The sequence below is a fragment of the Streptomyces chattanoogensis genome (assembly GCF_001294335.1).
Taxonomy (GTDB): domain Bacteria; phylum Actinomycetota; class Actinomycetes; order Streptomycetales; family Streptomycetaceae; genus Streptomyces; species Streptomyces chattanoogensis.
This window is the reverse complement of record NZ_LGKG01000136.1, coordinates 50,232-70,652: the sequence shown is the minus strand read 5'-3', so window position 1 is coordinate 70,652 and position 20,421 is coordinate 50,232. Positions and strand designations below refer to the sequence as shown.

Sequence of the window (20,421 nt, the reverse complement as noted above, 5' to 3'; positions counted from 1 at the left end):
CCCGGACTGTACCAATGGCACGCCGGGCGGCCCGCTGACGACATTTCCGTCGACTCAGACCCGAGCGAGGGGCGTGTGCCCAGGTCAGCGGTGAGCCCGGTAAATTCCCTGCCACTGCTGACATGCGCACCACCTACGCCGACATCGTCTTCACCGGGGGTTTCCACGTGTTCGGAATCGTCAGGCCCTGCACCCATCGCCTGACCCAAGGGCTCAAGGCGGAGTGGATGGCCCATCTGTGCGGGCTCTGTCTCGCCCTGCGGGCCGATCACGGGCAGTTCGCCCGGGTCGTCACCAACTACGACGGGCTGATCGTGTCCGTGCTGACGGACGCTCAGGCCGGCACGGCGGACGCCGCGCGCCGCACCGCCGGGCCCTGCCCGCTGCGCGGGATGCGGACCGCTTCGGTGGCGAAGGGGGAGGGCGCACGGCTGGCGGCCTCGGTGTCCCTCGTCCTGGCGTCGGCGAAGATACGCGACCACGTGGCCGACGGGAACGGGCTGCTGCGCCGCCGGCCGGTGGCCGCCGCCGCGCGCAAGGTCGCCGCCGGCTGGGACCGGGCGGGCGCGCGCACCGGCGCTACTCTCGGCTTCGACACCGCCGTACTCGTCGATGCGGTCGACCGCCAGGTGGGCATCGAGGAGCTGGCCGGGCCCGGCACCCCGCTGACGGTCATCACCGAGCCGACCGAGACGGCCACCGCCGCGGCCTTCGCGCACACCGCCGTGCTGGCGGGCCGGCCGGGCAACGCCGCACCGCTGGCCGAGGCCGGGCGGCTCTTCGGGCGGCTGGCGCACCTCCTCGACGCGGTGGAGGACCGCACGGCCGACGCCGCCGAAGGCGCCTGGAACCCGCTCACCGCCACCGGCGCCACCCTCGCCGAGGCCCGCCGGCTGTGCGACGACGCCGTACACGGCATCCGCCTCGCCCTGCGCGATGTGGAGTTCGCCGACTCCGCCCTGGTGCACGTACTGCTGGTACACGAGCTGCGGCGCTCGGTGGACCGCGCGTTCGGGACGGCGACCTGCGCCCACCAGGGGCCCGGGGCGCCCGGATATGGCCAGCCGCCCCAGTACGGGCAGCCGCCCCAGTACGGGCAGCAGCCCCCGCAGTACGGCCGGCCGCCGGCCGGCGGCCCCTACGTCCAGGGTCAGCAGCTGAACGGTCCGCAGGCCCCGTACGCCGGGGGCCCGGTGCCGCCGGGCGGCGGCAGCGGGGGCCATGGCGGCGGCTGGAGCGGCGGCGAGCCGCAGCAGCCGAAGAAGCGGCGCGGGCTCATCGCGGGCTGCGCGGTCGCCACCGGACTGTTCTGCACCTGCCAGGTCTGCTGCGCCGACCACTACGAGGGCCCGTGGTCGCGGAAGAAGCGTGAGGGATGGTGCAGCGACTGCTGTGACAACTGCGACTGCGGAGGAGCCGACAGCAGCTGCTGCGACTGCTGTGACTGCTGCTGCTGCGACTGCGGTTAGGGCGGCAGCCGACCCGCCCGGCGACGGCCGTCCGTTGGCTTGCAGTGGCGCGCCCGATAAGCGCGCCACTGCACCAATTACCCGTCACTTCCGGCGGCAGTTGAGCCACCTGGGTCTGGAGGGAAAGGGGTGATGGCGGGCGACCGGAACGATCGGCGGTGGGTGCGTCACGGCTTCCGTCCCTGGCGGCCTGCCGACGACGGCACGTATGCCCAACAGGGCTCGTGCGGCAGGTGGGTGGGGCGCCAGTCATGAGCGTAGCCGGGAGGCTCGTTGCCGTCTGGCACGATGACGGCGGTCGGCATGCGGGGTGCGGCTGCCTTGATGCCTTGATGCCTTCGAGGGTGGGTGCTGGCATCGGGGCCGCTGGTCTGGCGTGAGGCGCATCCGGCGTAGTAGGCGAGGGGGACGGCATGTTCTCCGCTGATCACGCACGGCGGGACACCGGGCCGGCGCAGCGCAGTGGCGATCGCTGCGTATTCCGCTACTCCTGGGCGGCACCAGAACGGACGACCAGGCGGCGCCATTGGGGGTACGGGGAGGTGGCTTTGCAAGGGGCGCAGACACGGGCAGCGCCGTGAAACATCCTCCGTTTCCCGGTGAGGTGGAAACCGTCACTTTGTCCTCGCGGCGTGGGCTTGCGGACAAGCGGCCAACCGGGTGCCGAATCCGGCCGGACGCGTGCGGCATCGAGCCGGACGAGGGCCTCGTCCTGGTCGAGCCCGGTCCGGACATGGATCGCTGAGCGGACCGCCTGGGCCATGAACCGGGCCGACGTCAGGCAACTCGGCCGACTGACTGGACTGGTACAACTACCACCGCCCCCGATGTTCCTCAACCCCCGACTCACACCACCTTCCCGGGCTTCTCCGGATCCGCCGTGGCCCGCGCGGGCGCGGAGCCGGGAGTGGCTCTCCGCCGCCGCGCGAATCGCCGCATGCAGGGCCGCTCCACCAGGGTGTACAGCAGCCATGCCATGAGCAGTGCCACGGGCAGTCCCAGCACGCCCGTGGCCAGGCCGGACCAGGCGTCACCGGTGAGGTGGTTGACCACCATCAGCGCCAGGGTGTGGACGAGGTAGAAGGCGTACGAGATCTCGCCGAGGAAGACCATCACCGGTGTCCGCAACGGCGACCGGGCGCCGCGCAGATCCAGCGCCGCGGTGGCCCGGATCAGCAGTGTCAGCGGTACCACCCCGACCGCGGCGAAGAGGAAGACCGGCGGCAGTCCGGTCGCGCCGAGGGTCAGTGAGGCGAGCAGCAGTGCGGACGAGGCCCACATACCCATCCGCCGTTTACGGTCACCGGACCGCATACCGGTGGCCAGGATGATTCCGAGGACGAACTCCGGCAGGCGGCAGAGCGGCAGGAAGTAGGCGAACCACAGCTGGTCCCGGGGCACCGGCCAGGGGAATCCGGGCAGCGGTGCGCCGCCCAGCGCGCAGGAGACCACGGGTACGGTCCACACGGCCGCCGCCATGCAGACCCCGGCGGCCGCCAGCCGCCGTGGTGGGATCCTGCGGACCAGGGCCAGCAGGAGCGGGAACAGCAGATAGAAGAAGACCTCGCACGCCAGCGACCAGGAGACGATGTTTCCGCTGCCGATCAGGTGGTAATTCGGCAGCCAGGTATGCACCAGGAGCACGCCCGGTACCAGCGCCAGGACCGATGCCAGGACCGATCCGGACTGCGCCACCGCCACGCCGATGACCAGGAAATAGATCATGAACAGCACCCAGGCGATCAGGTGGTTCGGGTAGATCTTGACGACCCGTCGGCGCCAGAAGGCGCGTGCCGTGTCCCCGGGGCGGGCGAACCGGGTGAGCACGAAACCGCTGAGGATGAAGAAGAGCGACACCGCGAGCGGGCCCAGCAGTTCGGTCGGCATCCATGACCGGCCCGGGCCGATGAAGGCCGCGTGGCAGATGTACACCCCGAAGGCGGCGACGAACCGCAGTCCGGTCAGGGACGGCAACCGCTCGGGCGGCGGGTTCGTCGGCGTCACGGTGAAATTCCCCGGGGCGGGGGCGCGGCTGCGTTGCCGGCCCGTACCTCGCCCGTATAGTCGCGATCATCTCGGCACTGCCGCCCACCTGTGCAGGGGAGCCCGCCGTGCGCATCCTTTTCGTGGCAGCACCCGGAGTCGGTCATCTGCTGCCCGCCGTGCCGACGGCATGGGCGGCGCAGTCCGCGGGCCATGAGGTGCGGGTGGCCGCGACGGGCCCGAGTCTGGACATGGCGACCCGGCTGGGACTGGCCGCCGTGGAGGTCTCGGACGGTTCCGCCACCCACGCCTACCGCCGCCTCGCCGAGCGCGCGATGGCCGCCCGGCCGGCGGCCCACGACCTGTCGACCGCCTGGCAGCGGTTCACATGTCCGTCGCGGTCGGGGGGTGGCCAGGACGGGGCCGAGGGCGACCAGGACGAGGCCTTCTCCGGATCGCTGGAGGTGGGCCGGCGGATGACCGACGGGATTCTGCGCGCCATCCGTGACTGGGCACCGGACCTGCTGGTGTTCACCTCCTACATCGGCGGCGGACAGTCCGCGGCCGACCAGGCGGGCGTCGCCTCCGTCCACATCGGCCTCGGCCTGCCCTACCCCGACCTCTCCGCACTGCTGCCGGACCCGCCCGCCCCGCCCGTGTTCACCGCCGACGTCTGCCCGCCGAGTCTGCGCCCGCACGGCGTCGAGCCCGGTGTGCCGCTGCGGTTCGTGCCGTGCAACGGCGGCGGGGTGGTGCCCGACTGGCTGCTCGTCCGTCCCCGGCGTCCGCGGATCTGCGTGACCTGGGGGTCGGTTCTCCCGGAGCTGGGCATGGACGAGACCCTGGCCACCGTGCTGGAGGCCCTGGCCGGCTTCGACGCCGAGGTCGTCCTCGCCATCGGTTCCGCCACCCCGCCGGCAGGGCGTCCCCTTCCCCCCGGCGTCCGGCCGGTCGGCTGGGTTCCGCTCACCGCGGTCCTGCCGGGCTGTGCCGCGGTCGTCCATCACGGAGGCTCGGGCAGCACGTTCACCGCGCTCGCCCTCGGCATCCCTCAGGTGGTGATGCCCCACGCGGCGGATCAGCCGGTCAACGCGCAGGCCGTACTCCGCCGAGGAGTCGGCACGGCCCTGGAGAAGACCCGCCCCGGCCGTGCCGAGCTGCGGGAAGCCGTGGAGCGGGCGCTGGGCGACGCGGAGATCCGCCAGGCGTGCGCCGAGGTGCGGGAGGAGATCGCCGCCATGCCGGGACCGGACGCGTTCGTCCGGCGGCTCGCCGCGGCGGCGTCCTGAGCGCACGGGCGGAGCGGCACGGCAACGGTCCGTCCGGGAGGCCGCCACCGGGCCGGTGCCGCCGCCCGCCGCCCCGCGGGACGGCGAGCCCTGCGGGCGCGTCACCAGCAGACCGGCACCCTGGCCGGCCGGATCAGCTGAATCTCCGTCTGCCAGGGCAGGTCGTCCTCGGGCACGGCCAGGAACAGGTCGGGGAAGCGCCGGAATAGGGCCGCGTAGGCGGTGGTCAGAAAGACCCGCGCGAACGCGCTTCCCAGGCAGAAGTGCGGTCCGGCGCCGAAGGTCGCCGTCATGTCTCCGGTGCGATGGATGTCGAACTTCTCCGGGCACCGGTAGTGCCTGGGGTCCCAGGTGGCGCCGAGCATCGGTGCGCAGACTCCGTCGCCCGCCGCGATACGCACCCGGTGCAGGGTGATGTCCTCGGTGGCCACCCGGGGCAGGCCCAGGACTCCGTTGTGGTGGTAGCGCAGTACTTCGTCCACCGCCCGCGGCCACAACTCCTCCTCGGCGACACAGGCGTTCAGCTGGTCGGGGTGGCGCATCAGGGTCACCGCCCCGGTGGCCAGCGGCGGTACCAGCGGCTCCGAACCGGTGACGAGGAGATAGCTGGCGGTGCCGTGCAACTCCTCGTCGCTGATGACGCCTTCGGCCTCGGCCCGGACCAGCTCGCCGAGGGGCCCGCTGTGGTCGCCGTCCGCTCGTTTGCCCTTGATGATCTGCTCGGTGAGATCCAGCGTCGCGGCGGTCGCGGCAGCGACATCCGCGGCGGTGACCACCAGGCTTGTCTGGGTGCGGAAGGCGTCCAGGTACGCGGCCCGCTGCTGCAGGGGTATGCCGAGAACCTCGCAGCTCACCCTGAGCGGCAGCGGAGCCGCGTAGGCCTCGACGAGATCGACGGGGTTCGGCCCGGTCTCCATGGCGTCCAGCAGGCCCTCCGCGTGCCGGGCGATCATCTCCGCGTGCCGGGCCGCTGCCGAGGGCGTGAAGTGCGGCGCGAGGACGTGGCGGATCCGGGCGTGGTCGGCGCCGTCCAGATTGAAGATGCCGCCGGGCACGGCGGTGAAGTCCTCGCCGACGAAGCGCGGCGCGCCGGGGTAGACCAGGTCGCGGGAGAAGACCGGGTCGGTGAGCAGCCGGGTGATGTCGTCCTTCCGGGTGAGCATCCAGACCTGCCGGCCACTCGGCAGGATCACCGGGCACACCGGGTGGTGCTTGCGCGCCCAGGCGATGACCGGGGGCGGGGTGCCGTGCCGGCCCAGGGCGAAGGGGTACCGCAGCGGCGGGCTGAAATCGTTGACGCGGCTCATCCTGCGCTCCTTCGGAGGGCGGTCGGCGGTGGTGTGACGACCGCGAAGCCCTGCCCGGCGACCGGCCACACGGTCGGGGAATGGCCCAGGATCAGCGGGGTCAGGGGCCCCAGCTCGCGGTGGTAGACGACGACCGACGACTCGGTCGCGAAGATCGCCGGGCTGTCGAGGATCAGCGGGAGTTCGGCGAGCGGATAGCTGACGGCGAGGTCGATCTGCTGCTCGGACGGCTGCCCGGCGCAGTGCGTCCGCAGGGCCGCGCGGGCGGTCTCCCGGCAGGCGGCGCGGATCACCGGATCGCGCGCGTACTCCGTGCGGACCCGGTCGTGCAATCGGGTGTACGCCCCCCGGCTTGCGAGCGTCGTGGAGGTGTGGACGCGCATATGTGGTTCGGTGTCGCCGCAGGACCGCAGGGCGTCGACGGCGGCGTTGCGGAGCCGCTTGGCGGCCCGGCGGGAGCGGTGCACCGCGTCCCGGGGACTCATGCCGGCACCGGTCAGCGTATGGGCGGTCTCCCAGCCGGGGACGAACACATCCGCACGGTCGAAGTGCTGGTGGCCCCAGGCCACCAGGTCCCGGACGAGCCGCGGCTTGTAGTAGCCGTTGAACGGGCTCAGGCCTATGAGGACATGTTCCGCACGGTTCAGGATCCGCTGATGGCTGTGCGACAGGGTGCGCACGACAAAACCGCCTATATGACTTTGTATGCTCATGAATCTGCATATTGCCACCGGCACGATCGGCTCGCGCGCGGACCGAAGGCTCGCCGAAGGTGAGTCGATGATCCCGGTTGACGGCAAGCCGCCCATATGATCACCGCCGTGAAGGCTCTTGTGCTGGCCGGAGGCGCGGGCGTACGGCTCCGGCCGATCACCCACACGTCCGCCAAGCAACTGGTCCCGGTCGCCAACAAACCGGTGCTCTTCTACGGTCTCGAGGCCATCGCGGAGGCCGGAATCACCGACGTCGGCATCGTCGTCGGCGCCACCTGCCAGGAGATCCGGCGGGCCGTCGGGGACGGATCGGCGTTCGGCCTCGACGTCACCTACATCCCCCAGCACGCCCCGCTGGGGCTCGCCCACGCCGTGCTCATCGCCCGGGACTTCCTCGGAGATGACGACTTCGTGATGTATCTGGGCGACAACTTCATCATCGGTGGCATCACCGGCTTCGTCGGCTCCTTCCGCCGGCAACGCCCGGACGCGCAGATCCTCCTGACCGCCGTGAACGATCCCACCGCCTTCGGAGTGGCCGAGCTGGACGGCTCCGGCAGAGTCATCCGGCTGGAGGAGAAACCGCCCCAGCCCAAGAGCGACCTGGCGCTGGTCGGGGTCTACCTCTTCACTCCCGCGGTGCATACCGCCGTACGGGCCATCCGGCCGTCCCGGCGCGGCGAGCTGGAGATCACCGACGCCCTCCAGTGGCTGATGGACAACGGCAGGGACGTACGCTCCACGGTCGTCTCCGGCTATTGGAAGGACACCGGGAACGTCACGGACATGCTGGAAGTCAACCGCGCCGTGCTGGAGACCGTCGAGCCGCGTACCGACGGATCCGTCGACGGCGACAGCGAGATCATCGGCCGGGTGTCCATCGCCGAGGGCGCCCGCATCCGCGGGTCCCGCATCGTCGGCCCGGCGATCATCGGCCGCGGCACGACCGTCGCCGACTCCTATATCGGCCCGTCCACCTCGGTCGCCGAGGACTGCCACGTCCACGACAGCGAGATCGAGTTCTCCATCGTGCTCCCGGGCTCCTCGATCCGCGGTGTCCGGCGGATCGAGGCGTCCCTCATCGGACGCGGCGTCGACGTCGCCCCGGCGTCGACGACGCCGCGCGCCCACCGGTTCGTCCTCGGCGACCACAGCTCGGCCAGGATCTGCTCATGACCGCCGAGGCGATCCTCGTCACCGGAGCGGCCGGCTTCATCGGTTCCCACTATGTCCGCACCCTGCTCGTCGACGGGTCCGGACCCGTCGACCCGGCCGACACCCCCCGCGTCACCGTGCTGGACAAGATGACCTACGCCGGCAATCCGGAAAATCTGGCGGCCGTCCGCGACCATCCCGCCTGCACCGTCGTCACCGGCGACATCTGCGACGCCGGGCTCGTCACAGAGCTGATGAGCGATCACCAATACGTGGTCAACTTCGCCGCGGAAACCCATGTCGACCGGTCCATCGCGGGCGCCGCGGACTTCATGACGACCAATGTCCTCGGTACCCACACCCTGCTGGACGCCGCCCTGCGGGCGGGCGTGCGGACCTTCGTCCAGATCTCCACCGACGAGGTCTACGGCTCCCTCACCACGGGCTCCTGGACAGAGACCGCGCCCCTCATGCCCAACTCGCCCTACGCCGCCTCCAAGGCGGCCGCCGATCTGACCGCCCTCGCCTACCACCGCACCCACGGCCTGGACGTCAGGATCACCCGCTGCTCCAACACCTACGGACACCACCAGTACCCGGAGAAGCTCATCCCGCTCTTCGTCACCCGGCTGCTCCGGGGACTGAAGGTGCCGCTCTACGGCGACGGGCTGAACGTCCGCGAGTGGCTGCACGTCGACGACCACGTCCGCGCCGTCGAACTGGTCCGCACCGCCGGCCGCCCCGGCGAGATCTACAACATCGGCGGGGACACCGAGCTCACCAACCGGGAACTGACCGGCCGGCTCCTGGCCGGCTGCGGAGCGGGCTGGGAGCTGGTCGAGCAGGTCACCGACCGCAAGGGCCACGACCGGCGGTACTCCCTCGACTGCACGAAGATCAGGCAGGAGCTGGGGTACCGCCCGCGCACGGACTTCGCCACCGGCCTGGCCGAGACCGTGGCCTGGTACCGCGACAACCGCGACTGGTGGGAACGGACGTGGTAGTCCGCTGGCTGGTGACCGGGGCCGGCGGAATGCTCGGGCGGGACGTGTGCGCCCGGCTCGCCCGGCTGGACGGTGCGGAAGCCACCGGGCTGCTCCGGCGCGATCTCGACATCACCCAGGCCCGCGCCGTCCGCACCGCGTTGCGCACACACCGGCCCGACGTGGTGGTGAACTGCGCCGCATGGACCGCCGTGGACGACGCCGAGACCCACGAGGACGCCGCCGCCCGCGTCAACGGCGACGGGCCACGCCATCTCGCCGCGGCCTGCGCCCAGTCCGGTACCCGGCTGCTCCACCTCTCCACGAACTACGTCTTCTCCGGCGACCTGGAAGGCTCCCGTGCCGAGGACGACCGCCCCGGCCCCCGGACCGCCTACGGGCGCACCAAGCTCGCCGGGGAGCAGGCGGTGCTGGCGGGTCTGCCGGGCACCGGCTATGTCGTCCGCACCGCCTGGCTCTACGGCGCGGGTGGCCGCAACTTCGTCCGCACCATGATCCGGCTGGAGCGCGAGCGCGACCACGTCGAGGTCGTGGACGACCAGCGGGGCCAGCCCACCTGGACCGCCGACCTCGCCGACCTGCTCGTACGGCTCGGTCTCGGCGCCCTGCGCGGCACGGCGCCGGCCGGCGTCTACCACGGCACCAGCCGCGGCGCGACCACGTGGCACGGCCTGGCCCAGGAGACGTTCCGTCTGCTGGGCGCGGACCCGGGGCGCGTGGGGGGCACCACCAGCCTGGCACTGGCCCGCCCCGCCCCCCGGCCCGCCCATGGCGTCCTGAGCCACGCCGCTTGGCGGGCCGCCAGGATCGAGCCGATCCGGCAATGGAGAGCCGCACTCGCCGAGGCGTTCCCCGCCCTGCTCGCCGTCGAGCGGCAGCGGCCGCCGGGCACCGGCCCGCCGGCTCACTGCCGTTCTGACCGGGGCGCCGGCTGAGCCAGGCGTCGTTCGTAGTGAGCCAGACACCGGTCGAAGGACGGCAGCAGTCCGGCCCGTTCCGCCTCGGCCAGCGACGGGGCTCCCGCGTCCTTCTCGGACAGGACCGGGTCCAGCCCGGCCGGCCAGTCGATGCCCAGTTCGGGATCGAGCGGATCAATGCCGTGCTCGCGCCCCGGTGCGTACCCCTCGGAGCACAGATACACCACGGTCGCGTCGTCGGACAGCGCCATGAAGGCGTGGCCCAGTCCCTCCGCGACGTAGACGGCACACCGGGTCCGGTCGTCGAGCCGCTGTGCCACCCAGCGCCGGTACGTCGGCGAACCCGGCCGGATGTCCACCACCACGTCCAGCACCGCCCCCCGCACACAGGTGACGAACTTCCCCTGGCCCGGCGGCACATCGGCGAAGTGCACCCCGCGCAGCACCCCGCGCGCCGACACCGAGCAGTTGGCCTGGAGAACCCTCAGGTCATGGCCGGTGCACTCACGGAACCGTTCCGCGCGGAACCACTCGTGGAAGGTCCCGCGCCGATCCCCGAAGACCTTCGGCTCAGTGATCCACGCCCCCGCGATGTCCAGTGCCCGCACCTGACACTCCTTCACTCCGCGCCCTCACGGCCGGTTGCGGAACCTGACGCTCCGCTCTCCGGTCAACCACCTTGCCACGCACCCGGCCGGGCCACCGAGCACTCCGCCTGGCGTGGCGGGCAGGCCTCGGCCTTTCGACGGGGACGGAACCGAGGTGGTCCCTGAACGGCCGTTTCCCTCGACGGTTCACCATGTGCCGTCGCCGCGCAGTACGGCGTCGGCGCCGCCGTCGATGAAGACGACCTGGCCGGTGACCAGTTCGTTCTCGGGAGAGGTGAGCCAGGTCAGGAGGGGGGCGATCTGTGCCGGCTGGGCGTGGCCGTGGAGCGGCATGGGGACGGCCGCGTCGACGACCTTGCGCATTTCGGGGCTGGCCAGCATGGGTTCGGTCATAGGGGTGACGACGGTTCCGGGGGCGATGGCGTTGAGGGGGATACCGGCGCCCGCCCAGTCTGCGGTCACGGCGGTGCGGCGTATCCATCGGGCGATGGCGGCCTTGGTCGAGCCGTAGATCGCATAGCCCTCTCCCCGGTCGGCCGCTGCCTGGGCGGCGGCCAGCGCCGCTTCCTCGTCACCGGCGAGTGCCGCGTCGGCGATGGCCGTGTGGTGAGGGTGGATGGAGGCGACCGAGGCGATGACGACCGCGCGCGGGTGGGTACCGGCGGCCAGCAGGGGGCGCAGCCCTTCCAAGGTGGCGACCGCGCCGAAGTAATTGACGCTGACGGCGCGCGGTGCGAAACCGGCGAGGCCGGCGCCCGCGATCACGGCGTCGAGCCGCCCACCGCTCAGCTCGCCTGTGCGCTGGACCAGGTGGGACCGGCCCTCGGGGGTGGCGAGGTCCGCGACGATGTCGGCGTCCTGGAGATCGGCGCCGATCACCGTGTGCCCCTGCTCCTCGAGCCGGGTGGCGGTGGCCTTGCCGATGCCGGAGGCGGCTCCGGTGATGAGGTAAGTGCGGGACATGGTCCACTCCTTCGCTGGCGCTGTACGTCCACCGGTCACTGATCACCGCGAGCCGGCAGTTGTGCGTACGTCGCCGTTCGCCGCGCGGCCTCTACGGGGGCGCGGGCATGGAGGGACGGCGCGGCAGCACGGTCGCAGCGGACGGATCGACCACTGACCGATCGGCTCCTGATCAGTCGTTGATCAACATACGCTTTTCTGGCATGGCGTGCCAATAATTCTCTGTGAGAATGAAGCCCGAGGTGAAGCACGGCAAGGAGCACGCAATGGCGGCAGCGCGGGGCCGTCCGTCCCTGACGGAACATCGGCGCCTTCGGACACGGCTGGAGATTGCCGAGGCCGCGGCGGCGCTGTTCGCCGACCGCGGGTATGACACGACGACGGTCGAGGACATCGCCTCGGCCGCGGGCATCTCCCTGCGCACCTTCTACCGCTACTGCCCGGCGAAGGAGGACGCCCTCACCCCCCTCTTCGCCTCCAGCGTCGGCCAACTCGTGGACGCCCTCGCGGAACATCCGGTCGAAGAGCCGCTCAGCGCGGCCATCGAGGCGTCCTTCGGGACGGCGACCGCCGAGCGACGCCTGGAGGACGCCGCCCGGGCCCGTCGACTGGTCCGCGTCTTGGGGACCGTCCCCGTCCTGAAGATGCGCTGGCTCGCGGTGGGGCGGGAGATGCAGGAACGGCTCGCGCCCGCGCTGGCGGCTCGTACGGGTGCTTCTGCCGACAGTCTCGAAGTGCGTCTGCTGACCACCGCGGTGCTGGATGCGTTCACCATCACGATGGAGCACTGGGCTTGGCAGGACGAGCCGGAGGAACTCGTCGGCCTGATGCGCCGCGCGCTGAAGTTTCTGCGGATCGACGAGCTCCCGGTGAAGCGCGAGCCACCCGTCGGCAAGTAGTCAGCCCGTCCAGTAAGGGCTGTCCCGCGGCTGCTGGTCGCGGGTGAGGTGATCGCGCCGTGTCTGGTGTGATCGCGGCGCTCAAGCCGTCCTGGACAGCCCCGTTCACCGGGCTGAGCCCGCGTCAGTTCGTGCGGGTCCGATGCAGGCCGCCGGCCGCGTGATCGACCGCCTCGGGCCACCTGAAGGGCGACGGCATTCACGCCGGCTGCCCCCGGTCTCGCCGGCTCGGAGGACGCTCAGTCGAGACAGAACTCGTTGCCCTCGATGTCCTGCATCAGGATGCACGACTCGTTCTCGTCATCGGCAAGCAGCGTTCGCACGTGTACCGCCCCGAGCGCGACCAGCCGTGCGCATTCGGCCTCCAGCGTGGCGAGGCGCTCGTCACCGACGAGTCCGGTGCCGGCCCGCACGTCGAGATGCACCCGATTCTTGACGATCTTCCCCTCGGGAACGCGCTGGAAGAGCAGGCGCGGGCCCACACCCGAGGGATCACTGCAGGCGAAGTAGACGACCTGGTCCTCCGGCGGCAGCGAGCGGTGGTAGTCCTCCCAAGTGGCAAATCCCTTCGGGACCGGCGGTACGACGTACCCCAGCACCTCGCACCAAAAACCGGCGAGGCGCGCAGGTTCCGCGCAGTCGAAGGTGACTTGGAACTGCTTGATCGATGACATCGGCGCACCATAGCAGGGGGACTCTGTTGCTCATCTCCCGGCAGGGATCCGCATGTTGTCGGACAGCAGCCCCTCATCGCGAAATGCGCACCTTGCGTAGCTGTGTGTCACCAGCCTTGTCTTTTGCCGGCACGCCCTGCCGCCGCGTGCTCCGCGCAGAGGGAAGGGCTCGGCTCGGAGTCCGATCGGGGACTTGGTCACCTCGGTGAGCCGATGGCCTTCTCGCGGCCCATCAGGAGCGGGCTGGACTGTGCCAATGGCCCAGTGATTCCGGCTCCTGTTGAGCCAGAAGCGCCCTGGATGCTGTGATGTACCCGTCGATGGCGCTGCGGATTCCGCGGCGCCTTTTTCATGCGGGAACACAGAAGGGGCGGGAATCTGTGCTGAAGAGGGTCTTCGTGGCTCCGGATGCCGGACGGCTGCGGCTGCGCAGCGCCGTTCGCGCCGTCCTCGGCGTCGGACTGGCGGTGGCACTGTGCGGCCTTGCCGGGCATTCGCTCGTCGCGGCCATCACCGGTGGGCTCGCCGCGCTCCTCGCCCTCTTCACCGTCACCGACTCAACGGTCCGCGGGCAGGTGGTGAGCACCGCGCTGTTGCCCGTGATCGGCTTCCCGGTGCTTGCCCTCGCGGCGGTGTTGCACGACCAGCCTGTGGCGCGGGACCTGGCGTTCATCGCGATTGTGGGGGCCGGCGTGTACGCGCGCCGATGGGGCCCGCGCGGTCACGCCCTCGGTGTCTTCGCGTTCATGACCTTCTTCGCGACGCAATTCCTGCACACGGTGCCGCGCCAGCTGCCCGAGCTGTACGCCGCCGTGCTCCTGTCCTTGCTCGCCTCCTCCGCCGTGCGCTTCGGCCTGTGGTGCTACGAGCGACGGATCGCCCCGGCCGTGGTGCCCGCCCCGCCCGGCGGCTCGGGCCTTGGCCGTGCGACCACCCGCCAGGCGGTCCAGGCGATGGCCGGCGCTGCCTTCGCTCTGCTGGCGGGACAGCTGCTGTCCGAGCAGCGCTGGTACTGGGCTGTGGGCGCCACGTGGTGGGTCTTCGTGAACACGGCCTCGCGAGGCGAGACTCTCGTGCGCAGCTTCCGCCGGCTGCTCGGTACCGTGATCGGGATCGCTGTCGGAGCGGTCGTTGTCACCCCGCTGCACGGAGCGGCGCTGCCCAGTGCCGTCCTTGTCGCGGTGTGTGTCTTCGGGATCTTCTACACGGCCGCGGTCTCGTACACCTGGATGATGCTCTCGGTGACGGTGATGGCCGGGCTGCTCTACGGCCTTTTGGGGGTGCTGGACCCCGGTCTGCTGGCCTTGCGCGTGGCAGAGACCGGTGTCGGGGCGCTCGGAGCCGTGCTGGCGGTGCTCGTCGTCCTGCCCATCACCACCCACGCCACCACCGACGCCTGGATCGAACGCGCCTTGCGTTGCGTGCACGCATGCACTGCCGAGGCCACCGCGCGCCTCGCGGGTGAGGAGACCGCTGACCCCGCCCCGCGCGTCGCTGAGCTGGAGCTGCTGCTCGGCCGGGTGCGCCTTTCGCTTGCCCCGCTGCTGCATCCGCTCAACCCGCTGCGCCACCGCAAGGCCCGCGCCCGCCAGGTGATGACGTACCTGGACGACTGCGCCGCCCAGGTCAGGGGCCTGGCCGAGGTCGCCGCCGACCCGGCCGCCTCGCACGACGCCCGGCTGACGGCAGCCTGCCAGCGGGTCGAGACCGTGGTGGGTGCCCTGTTCGCACCCGGTGCCGAGCCCGGCGTCACGTCCGCCGCGCCCGCCGCTGCCCCGCACCACCACCCGGGCGCCGAACGCGCCCTGGCGCATCTGCACGGCCTGGAGTCCGCGCTCACCGCCCTCGCCCAGCCCGTCCGCAGCTCCCCGCGCGCCCCGTTCGCGGCCTCCTGAGACCGCGTCCGCGGCGGCCCGGCGGCGGGTGCCGGCCATCCGCAGAGGCGCCGCGCCATTGCCTGTTAGCGTCGCCCCCGGTACCTCTGACGGACAGGCACCCGGCGACGGGCGGACGAAGGGCGGGACCCATGGGGACGACGGACGGCGGCCGGCACGCGTACATCGGATCCTTCACGACGGCGGGCGGCCCCGGGATCACCACGGCGGCCGTGGACCCGGCGACCGGCGCGCTCCGCCCGCTGCACTCCACCGACGCCGTACCCAACCCCTCCTACCTCGCCCCGAGCCCCGACGGACGGCACCTCTACGCGGTCAGCGAGCTGCCCGACGGCGCGGCGGCGGCCTTCGCCCTCACCCCGCAGGGGCCCGCACCGCTCGGCCCCGCCGTCCCGGTGGGCGGCGCCGATCCCACCCACCTCTCCCTGGCGGCGGGCCGTCTCTTCACCGCCAACTACAGCTCCGGCAGCGTCAGTTCGCTCCCCGTACGGGCCGACGAAACCCTCGGCGGGCCCGCCGCCGTCCTTCCCCACCAGGGCAGCGGCCCGCAGACCGACCGCCAGGAAGGCCCGCATGCGCATGCCGTCCTGCCCGACCCCGGCGGCCGCTGGCTGCTCAGCGTGGACCTCGGTACGGACTCGGTACGGGTGTGCGCCGTCGACGGCGGCGACGGGACGCTGACCGTTCACGCAGAGGTGCCGCTGCGCCCCGGCAGTGGACCGCGCCATCTCGCCTTCCATCCGCGCGGCGACCACGCCTACGTCATCAATGAACTCGACCCCACGGTCACGCTCTGCCGGTGGGACGCCGGCCGGGGCACCCTCACCCCCCTGGGCGAGACCCCACTGCTCCCCGAGGGGGTTGCCACGGACGGCACCTTCCCCTCCGAACTGGTCGTCTCCCCGGACGGCCGGTTCGCCTGGGCCGCCAACCGGGGTCACGACAGCATCTCCGTACTCGCACTCGGTCCTTCGGGGGACACCGCTACCCTCCGCACGACCGTCCCCTGCGGCGGACACTGGCCCCGCGACCTGGCACTCCACCCCACCGGACGTCACCTCTACGCCGCCAACGAGCGCTCCGGCGACATCACGTGGTTCACCCTCGACCCCCGCACGGGCATCCCCGCCCGGGCCGGCTCCGTCGACGCCCCGGCGGCCTCCTGTGTGGTGTTCGTCTGACGGACGTTCAGCCGTTGGGGAACCGTCGGCCCTTGGGAAACTGCCAGCCGTTGGGGAACTGCCCGCCGAAATACACCTGGGTCTCGGTGATCCGGCCTTCCCGGACCGTCAGCACCTCGACGTTGCGATGGCGTTCGCCGGTCTTGAGCTCGTACGCGTACCGGACGAAGACCTGGTCGTCCCCGGCGGGCACGGCGTCGAGGATCTCCTGGGAGCGGAGCCGGTGAGCCGTCGGGAAGCAGCGCTCGAAGAACGCGGCCTTGCCGATGTGGTCGTCCAGCGGACTGGTGAAGACGAACTCCTCGGCCGGCAGCCGGTCCATGGTCTCGCGGTCCTGAGCCAGATAGCTGGCGAAACAGGCGCGGACGACATCGGCGTGCGACATGGCGCTGCCTCCCGGAGCGGCCCCGCGGACGGCGGGGGAGGGATTCCCGGGATCCTCACCGTAGCCGCCGGACGGCCGGCAGAAGCCCTGACGGGGCCGCTCGCGGGCGCGCGGCGACACGGGCACCCACACCGCGTCCGGCGTCGCCCCAGGGCGCCTGACGGGCATCTGCGCCGGTCGGAGCGCCGACCGACCCCGGACACGGCGAAGGGCCGCCCTCGCGCACTGCGCGCGGGCGGCCCCTCCACGGTCCGTCCTGAGGGAGTCCCGGGGCTCTAGCGGGCGACCGGTGCCCCCTGCTGCAGGGTGATGCCCACCGCTGCCGCGTAGTTCGACAGCACCAGCCGGCCCACCGCGCCGTACGCGCCGAGCGCTTCCGCCGAGGCGCACTCCGCCTCCGCCGCGGCCGCCCCCAGAAGGCCGTCGGCGAGCTCGGGGCCGATCAGGTACGGGGCCAGGGCCAGCTGCTGCGAGCCGGAGCCGCGCAGCTGCTCGGCCGTGCGGGCGATGGCGCCCTCCTCGTCCAGACCGGCGGCCAGCACCGGCACGGCCAGCCGCGCCGAGAGCAGCATGCCGGTGATCCCGGCGGCCTGTACGGCCTCGTCGCCGCCCACGGTGGCCAGGATGATGCCGTCCGCCGCGGTGGCGACCGTGAACAGACGGGCACGGTCGGCGCGCGCCAGACCGGCCTCGGAGAGCCGGACGTGCAGCGCCTCGGCGAGCAGCGGGTGCGGGCCGAGGACATCGGTCAGGTCCGCGCCGGAACCGCTGTTCATGATGGCCTGGCGTATCCGGCGCAGCAGGGAGCTGTCCGGACCGGCCAGCAGCGGCACGACCACCGCGGCGGGCTGGTCGGCCGGCCCGTCGTGGCCGATCCGCTCCTTCTGCTCGGCGCCGGCCTGGGCCAGGACGGCCTCCAGCGACGGGAACTCGTCATCGCCGCCGTCGAGATAGCCGATCCGGGCGTCGAGGCCGGGCAGCTCCGAGCGGGCGATGCTGGAGACCTCTTCCGCCAGGCTGCGGGAGGCGGCGGTGGGGGGGGCCGGGCACGGCGAGCACCAGGGCGGGTGCGCCCTCGGGTGCGGCGAGCGGCTCGGGCTTGCGGTGGCGGCCGGTCTGGCGGCGCGGCATGCGTACGGGCAGGCCGGGTGCGGCCCCCGGGCTCGGGGATTCGGCGTCAAAATAGGGCGAGCCAGGTGCGGGCCCAGTGGGGGAACTCATGGCGCCGCATGCTAACGCCTCGGACCACTCCCGCGCCGAGGGAGGGTTCGCTGCCGAGGTATCCGTCCCGATTTATCCCGCGCGTCACGGAGGTGCGATCGCCCCGATCACCCCACAGGGGGTGTGATCTGCAACAACTTCGGGTCGGCGGGCAATTTCAGGCGGCCTTCCGGCAGCGCCGCGGCGATGGCCAGCGCCCCGTCGAGGGGGCTTCCGGCGGCCGTCTCCCGGCGCGCGTGCGGCAGTCGTACGGCGAGCGCCGCGCGCACCGGGGCCAGCAGTGGTTCGCCCATCCGGAACAGACCGCCGGTGAGCGCCACCGTGGGGCGGCCGCCGGACGGGCAGACCGCGGCCGCGGCGTCGGCGATATGGCGCGCGGCGTCGACCAGGATGCCGGCGGCCACCGGGTCGCCGTCGGCGGCGCAACGGCCCACCTCGGGTGCGAAAGAGGCCAGTACGGCGGGACGGTCGGGGCGCGGATAGAGCGCACCGGGCAGCTCGCCGGCGGGCCCGAACTGCGCCTGTGCGCACGCCAGTAGCGGGTGCGAACCGCCGGGCCGCCCGTCGTACGCGCGCATCGCGGCCTCCAGCCCGGCGCGGCCGATCCATGCGCCGGAACCGCAGTCGCCCAGCAGATGGCCCCAGCCGTCGGCGCGGCGCCAGCCGCCCGCCGCCGTCAGGTCCGTGCCCATGGCGATCAGGCCGGTGCCCGCGGCGACCACGGCGCCCGGCCGCTGGCCCAGCGCTCCCGCGTACGCGGTGACGGCATCGGCCGCCAGCGCCAGGCGGACCGGCCCGAAGGCGGCGGTCAGGGCGGCGGGCAGCCGGGCGCGCAGATCGTCGCCGAGGGTGGCCATCCCGGCGGCGCCGATGCAGACGGCGACGAGCCCGTTCGCACCCGCCCGGCTCAGCAACTCCTCGGCGGCGGGCAGCAGTTGGGACAGTAGATGCGCCGCGTCGATCCCGGCGGGGCCGGTGCGGACCGGCTCCTGCGAGCTGCACGTGGCGAGCGGCCGGGGGGCGTGGCCGCCGTCCGCGCGGGCGAGGGCGATCCGCAGCCTCGAGCCGCCCGAGTCGGCCCCCAGGACGAACGCGCCGCGGCCGGCCGGCTCAGCCAAGGCCGCGGGCGTCCTGCTTGAGGGCGGTGTCGACGGTCAGGGCCGCGGCGACGACCAGGCTCAGCAGCGGATCGGGGAGCGGGCGGTGGACCTGAAGGACGTAGTTGTCCGCGGTGGTGAACATCGTCCTGGCGAGGCCTTCCCAGGTCTTGGTGATCCGGGCGACCTCGGTGTCCGTGTGGTCCGCGATCGCGAAGTTCCAGGCGCGCCAGTTCTCCGCCTTGATGGCGCCGATGCACCGGCCGTTGGCCGTCATCGAGAAGTTGATCTTCCCGATGGCGTTCTGCTGCACGATCTCGCCGACCGGCTGCCCGTCCGGCCGCGCCACCAGCACCTTGGACCTGAGGATCTTCGCGGGCCGGGTCAGCACCAGCTGCGGCTGCCCGTCGGCATCGCGGATCTCCAGCTTGTGGGTCATGTACTGATCCAGGCTGGAGACGACCCGCAGCACCTTCTTGGCGGCGCTCTGGCCGACCTGGACGACCGTGCCGAGGGAGTTGCCGTGCTGGTCGAAGACGCCGTACTCGTTGGTGACCTCGATCAGCCGGGCTTTCTGGTTCACGACGAGCACCGGCTCGGTGAACAGGGTGCCGCCGCCTGGCCCGGCGGGCGGCTGCTGGGGTGCCGGCTGCCCGGAAGCCTGCTTCCGGAGCGAGGGCGACTGCGCGGGCCCGTCCAGCCGGGCGTGATCAGGCGCGGGGTGCTGCGGCGCCGCCTGCGGCCGGTCCTGGGCCGGTGCCTGCGCGGACTGCAGCGTCTGCTCTCCGGGATGGGTGTGTTCGGTCCACCGTGAGCCGTCCCACCAGCGCAATTGCCGGGGGATTCCCTGCGGGTCGGCATACCAGCCCGCAGGGATGTTCGCGTGGGTCATGCGGGCACACTAGCGCCCGGCAGGTCCGGCGCCCGGCATCACGGCAGGCGCCAGTCCACGGGCTGCGCCCCCTGCCGCGCCAGCAGATCGTTCACCCGGCTGAAGGGCCGCGAGCCGAAGAAGCCGCGGTCGGCGGACATGGGGGAGGGGTGCGCCGATTCGACGGCCGGCACGCTGCCGAGCAGCGGCCGCAGATTGCGCGCATCGCGTCCCCACAGCACCGCCACCAGCGGGCCGCCGCGCTCCACCAGCGCGCGGATGGCCTGCTCGGTGATCGCCTCCCAGCCCTTGCCGCGGTGGGCGGCGGGCTTGCGGGGCGCCGTGGTCAGGGCTCTGTTCAGCAGCAGCACGCCCTGCTCGGTCCAGGGTGTGAGGTCGCCGTTGGACGGCCGCGGCAGTCCGAGATCGGAGTGCAGCTCGCGGAAGATGTTCTCCAGGCTTCCCGGCAGCGGGCGGACGTCCGGCGCCACGGAGAAGCTCAGCCCGACCGCATGCCCCGGGGTGGGGTAGGGGTCCTGTCCGACGAGGAGCACCCGCACCTGGTCGAAGGGCTGCTGGAAGGCGCGCAGCACATTGTTCCCGGCCGGGAGGTACGTCCGTCCGGCGGCGATCTCCGCCCGGAGGAAGTCGCCCATCGCGGCGATCTGTCCGGCGACGGGCTCAAGTGCCTTGGCCCAGCCCGGTTCAACGATGTCATGAAGAGGTCGTGCAGCCACGCGATCACCCTACTGGCCCCGTACCGCCTCCCTTCAATCCATGGCCCCGACTC

The 20,421-nt window shown here is 72.2% G+C and carries 18 protein-coding genes and 1 pseudogene; 8 read left to right on the top strand and 11 right to left on the bottom strand.

The window, feature by feature from the left end; translation table 11 throughout:
• Positions 1-167 precede the first annotated feature (167 nt).
• Complete coding sequence (locus ADL29_RS17455; protein ID WP_053924597.1) at positions 168-1,469, top strand: DUF5685 family protein; 1,302 nt, start codon at positions 168-170, stop codon at positions 1,467-1,469.
• Between the two features lie 846 nt (positions 1,470-2,315).
• Here the strand turns inward: ADL29_RS17455 and ADL29_RS17450 are convergent.
• Complete coding sequence (locus tag ADL29_RS17450; protein ID WP_053924562.1) at positions 2,316-3,473, bottom strand: acyltransferase family protein; 1,158 nt, start codon at positions 3,471-3,473, stop codon at positions 2,316-2,318.
• 107 nt (positions 3,474-3,580) lie between these two features.
• Between ADL29_RS17450 and ADL29_RS17445 the strand changes: the two genes are divergently transcribed.
• On the top strand, positions 3,581-4,741 hold the full coding sequence (locus ADL29_RS17445; RefSeq protein WP_053924561.1) for a nucleotide disphospho-sugar-binding domain-containing protein: 1,161 nt from the start codon (positions 3,581-3,583) through the stop codon (positions 4,739-4,741).
• A 101-nt stretch (positions 4,742-4,842) separates the two neighbouring features.
• Here ADL29_RS17445 and ADL29_RS17440 read toward each other — a convergent pair whose 3' ends face one another.
• On the bottom strand, positions 4,843-6,048 hold the full coding sequence (locus ADL29_RS17440) for a cytochrome P450 (protein ID WP_053924560.1): 1,206 nt from the start codon (positions 6,046-6,048) through the stop codon (positions 4,843-4,845).
• Positions 6,045-6,761, bottom strand: coding sequence for a tRNA-dependent cyclodipeptide synthase (locus ADL29_RS17435; protein WP_157878513.1), 717 nt, complete (start codon positions 6,759-6,761; stop codon positions 6,045-6,047). The genes ADL29_RS17440 and ADL29_RS17435 overlap by 4 nt, the downstream gene beginning before the upstream one ends.
• Before the next feature lie 108 nt (positions 6,762-6,869).
• Between ADL29_RS17435 and ADL29_RS17430 the strand changes: the two genes are divergently transcribed.
• Genes ADL29_RS17430 through rfbD form a run of 3 tightly spaced genes read left to right on the top strand, consistent with a single transcriptional unit; the run spans position 6,870 to position 9,855 of the window.
• Positions 6,870-7,937, top strand: coding sequence for a glucose-1-phosphate thymidylyltransferase (locus tag ADL29_RS17430; RefSeq protein WP_053924596.1), 1,068 nt, complete (start codon positions 6,870-6,872; stop codon positions 7,935-7,937).
• Positions 7,934-8,920, top strand: coding sequence for a dTDP-glucose 4,6-dehydratase (gene rfbB / locus ADL29_RS17425; RefSeq protein WP_053924558.1), 987 nt, complete (start codon positions 7,934-7,936; stop codon positions 8,918-8,920). The genes ADL29_RS17430 and rfbB overlap by 4 nt, the downstream gene beginning before the upstream one ends.
• Positions 8,902-9,855: a dTDP-4-dehydrorhamnose reductase gene (gene rfbD / locus ADL29_RS17420; protein WP_425424255.1), complete on the top strand. Its 954-nt coding sequence runs from the start codon at positions 8,902-8,904 to the stop codon at positions 9,853-9,855. The genes rfbB and rfbD overlap by 19 nt, the downstream gene beginning before the upstream one ends.
• Here the strand turns inward: rfbD and rfbC are convergent.
• Both rfbC and ADL29_RS17410 read right to left on the bottom strand, forming a co-directional pair.
• Positions 9,825-10,445 carry a dTDP-4-dehydrorhamnose 3,5-epimerase gene (rfbC, locus tag ADL29_RS17415; RefSeq protein WP_053924557.1) on the bottom strand — a complete coding sequence of 207 codons (621 nt, stop codon included), beginning with the start codon at positions 10,443-10,445 and terminating at the stop codon, positions 9,825-9,827. The genes rfbD and rfbC overlap by 31 nt on opposite strands.
• Positions 10,446-10,631: 186 nt before the next feature.
• Complete coding sequence (locus tag ADL29_RS17410; RefSeq protein WP_053924556.1) at positions 10,632-11,408, bottom strand: SDR family oxidoreductase; 777 nt, start codon at positions 11,406-11,408, stop codon at positions 10,632-10,634.
• A 230-nt stretch (positions 11,409-11,638) separates the two neighbouring features.
• Between ADL29_RS17410 and ADL29_RS17405 the strand changes: the two genes are divergently transcribed.
• Positions 11,639-12,307 carry a TetR/AcrR family transcriptional regulator gene (locus tag ADL29_RS17405; RefSeq protein WP_078971072.1) on the top strand — a complete coding sequence of 223 codons (669 nt, stop codon included), beginning with the start codon at positions 11,639-11,641 and terminating at the stop codon, positions 12,305-12,307.
• Between the two features lie 239 nt (positions 12,308-12,546).
• Here ADL29_RS17405 and ADL29_RS17400 read toward each other — a convergent pair whose 3' ends face one another.
• Positions 12,547-12,981 carry a VOC family protein gene (locus ADL29_RS17400; RefSeq protein ID WP_046924663.1) on the bottom strand — a complete coding sequence of 145 codons (435 nt, stop codon included), beginning with the start codon at positions 12,979-12,981 and terminating at the stop codon, positions 12,547-12,549.
• Positions 12,982-13,361: 380 nt separating this feature from the next.
• Between ADL29_RS17400 and ADL29_RS17395 the strand changes: the two genes are divergently transcribed.
• Entirely contained in the window at positions 13,362-14,876 is a 1,515-nt protein-coding gene (locus ADL29_RS17395) for an FUSC family protein (protein ID WP_053924554.1), read from the top strand.
• A gap of 131 nt (positions 14,877-15,007) precedes the next feature.
• Positions 15,008-16,057 (top strand): lactonase family protein, encoded by a 1,050-nt coding sequence (locus tag ADL29_RS17390; RefSeq protein WP_053924553.1) that lies wholly within the window; start codon positions 15,008-15,010, stop codon positions 16,055-16,057.
• Between the two features lie 7 nt (positions 16,058-16,064).
• On the opposite strand, the gene ADL29_RS17385 is transcribed toward ADL29_RS17390, so the two are convergent.
• The 5 genes and pseudogenes from ADL29_RS17385 to ADL29_RS17365 form a co-directional block, all read right to left on the bottom strand.
• Positions 16,065-16,442: a nuclear transport factor 2 family protein gene (locus ADL29_RS17385; protein WP_053924552.1), complete on the bottom strand. Its 378-nt coding sequence runs from the start codon at positions 16,440-16,442 to the stop codon at positions 16,065-16,067.
• A gap of 275 nt (positions 16,443-16,717) precedes the next feature.
• Positions 16,718-17,663: pseudogene (locus ADL29_RS17380) on the bottom strand (sirohydrochlorin chelatase).
• 107 nt (positions 17,664-17,770) lie between these two features.
• Complete coding sequence (locus ADL29_RS17375) at positions 17,771-18,781, bottom strand: N-acetylglucosamine kinase (protein ID WP_053924551.1); 1,011 nt, start codon at positions 18,779-18,781, stop codon at positions 17,771-17,773.
• Complete coding sequence (locus ADL29_RS17370; RefSeq protein WP_053924550.1) at positions 18,774-19,652, bottom strand: LURP-one-related family protein; 879 nt, start codon at positions 19,650-19,652, stop codon at positions 18,774-18,776. Before ADL29_RS17370 ends, ADL29_RS17375 begins: the two co-directional genes overlap by 8 nt.
• A 38-nt stretch (positions 19,653-19,690) precedes the next feature.
• Positions 19,691-20,368 carry a uracil-DNA glycosylase gene (locus tag ADL29_RS17365; RefSeq protein WP_046924656.1) on the bottom strand — a complete coding sequence of 226 codons (678 nt, stop codon included), beginning with the start codon at positions 20,366-20,368 and terminating at the stop codon, positions 19,691-19,693.
• Positions 20,369-20,421 lie beyond the last annotated feature (53 nt).

Excerpts from the sequence above, each read along its gene's own strand:
- ADL29_RS17370 (WP_053924550.1), bottom strand. The coding sequence starts at position 19,652 with ATGACCCACGCGAACATCCCTGCGGGCTGGTATGCCGACCCGCAGGGA.
- ADL29_RS17440 (WP_053924560.1), bottom strand. The coding sequence starts at position 6,048 with ATGAGCCGCGTCAACGATTTCAGCCCGCCGCTGCGGTACCCCTTCGCC.
- ADL29_RS17410 (WP_053924556.1), bottom strand. The coding sequence starts at position 11,408 with ATGTCCCGCACTTACCTCATCACCGGAGCCGCCTCCGGCATCGGCAAG.
- ADL29_RS17385 (WP_053924552.1), bottom strand. The coding sequence starts at position 16,442 with ATGTCGCACGCCGATGTCGTCCGCGCCTGTTTCGCCAGCTATCTGGCT.
- ADL29_RS17405 (WP_078971072.1), top strand. The coding sequence starts at position 11,639 with ATGAAGCCCGAGGTGAAGCACGGCAAGGAGCACGCAATGGCGGCAGCG.
- ADL29_RS17390 (WP_053924553.1), top strand. The coding sequence starts at position 15,008 with ATGGGGACGACGGACGGCGGCCGGCACGCGTACATCGGATCCTTCACG.
- ADL29_RS17400 (WP_046924663.1), bottom strand. The coding sequence starts at position 12,981 with ATGTCATCGATCAAGCAGTTCCAAGTCACCTTCGACTGCGCGGAACCT.
- rfbB (WP_053924558.1), top strand. The coding sequence starts at position 7,934 with ATGACCGCCGAGGCGATCCTCGTCACCGGAGCGGCCGGCTTCATCGGT.
- ADL29_RS17435 (WP_157878513.1), bottom strand. The coding sequence starts at position 6,761 with ATGAGCATACAAAGTCATATAGGCGGTTTTGTCGTGCGCACCCTGTCG.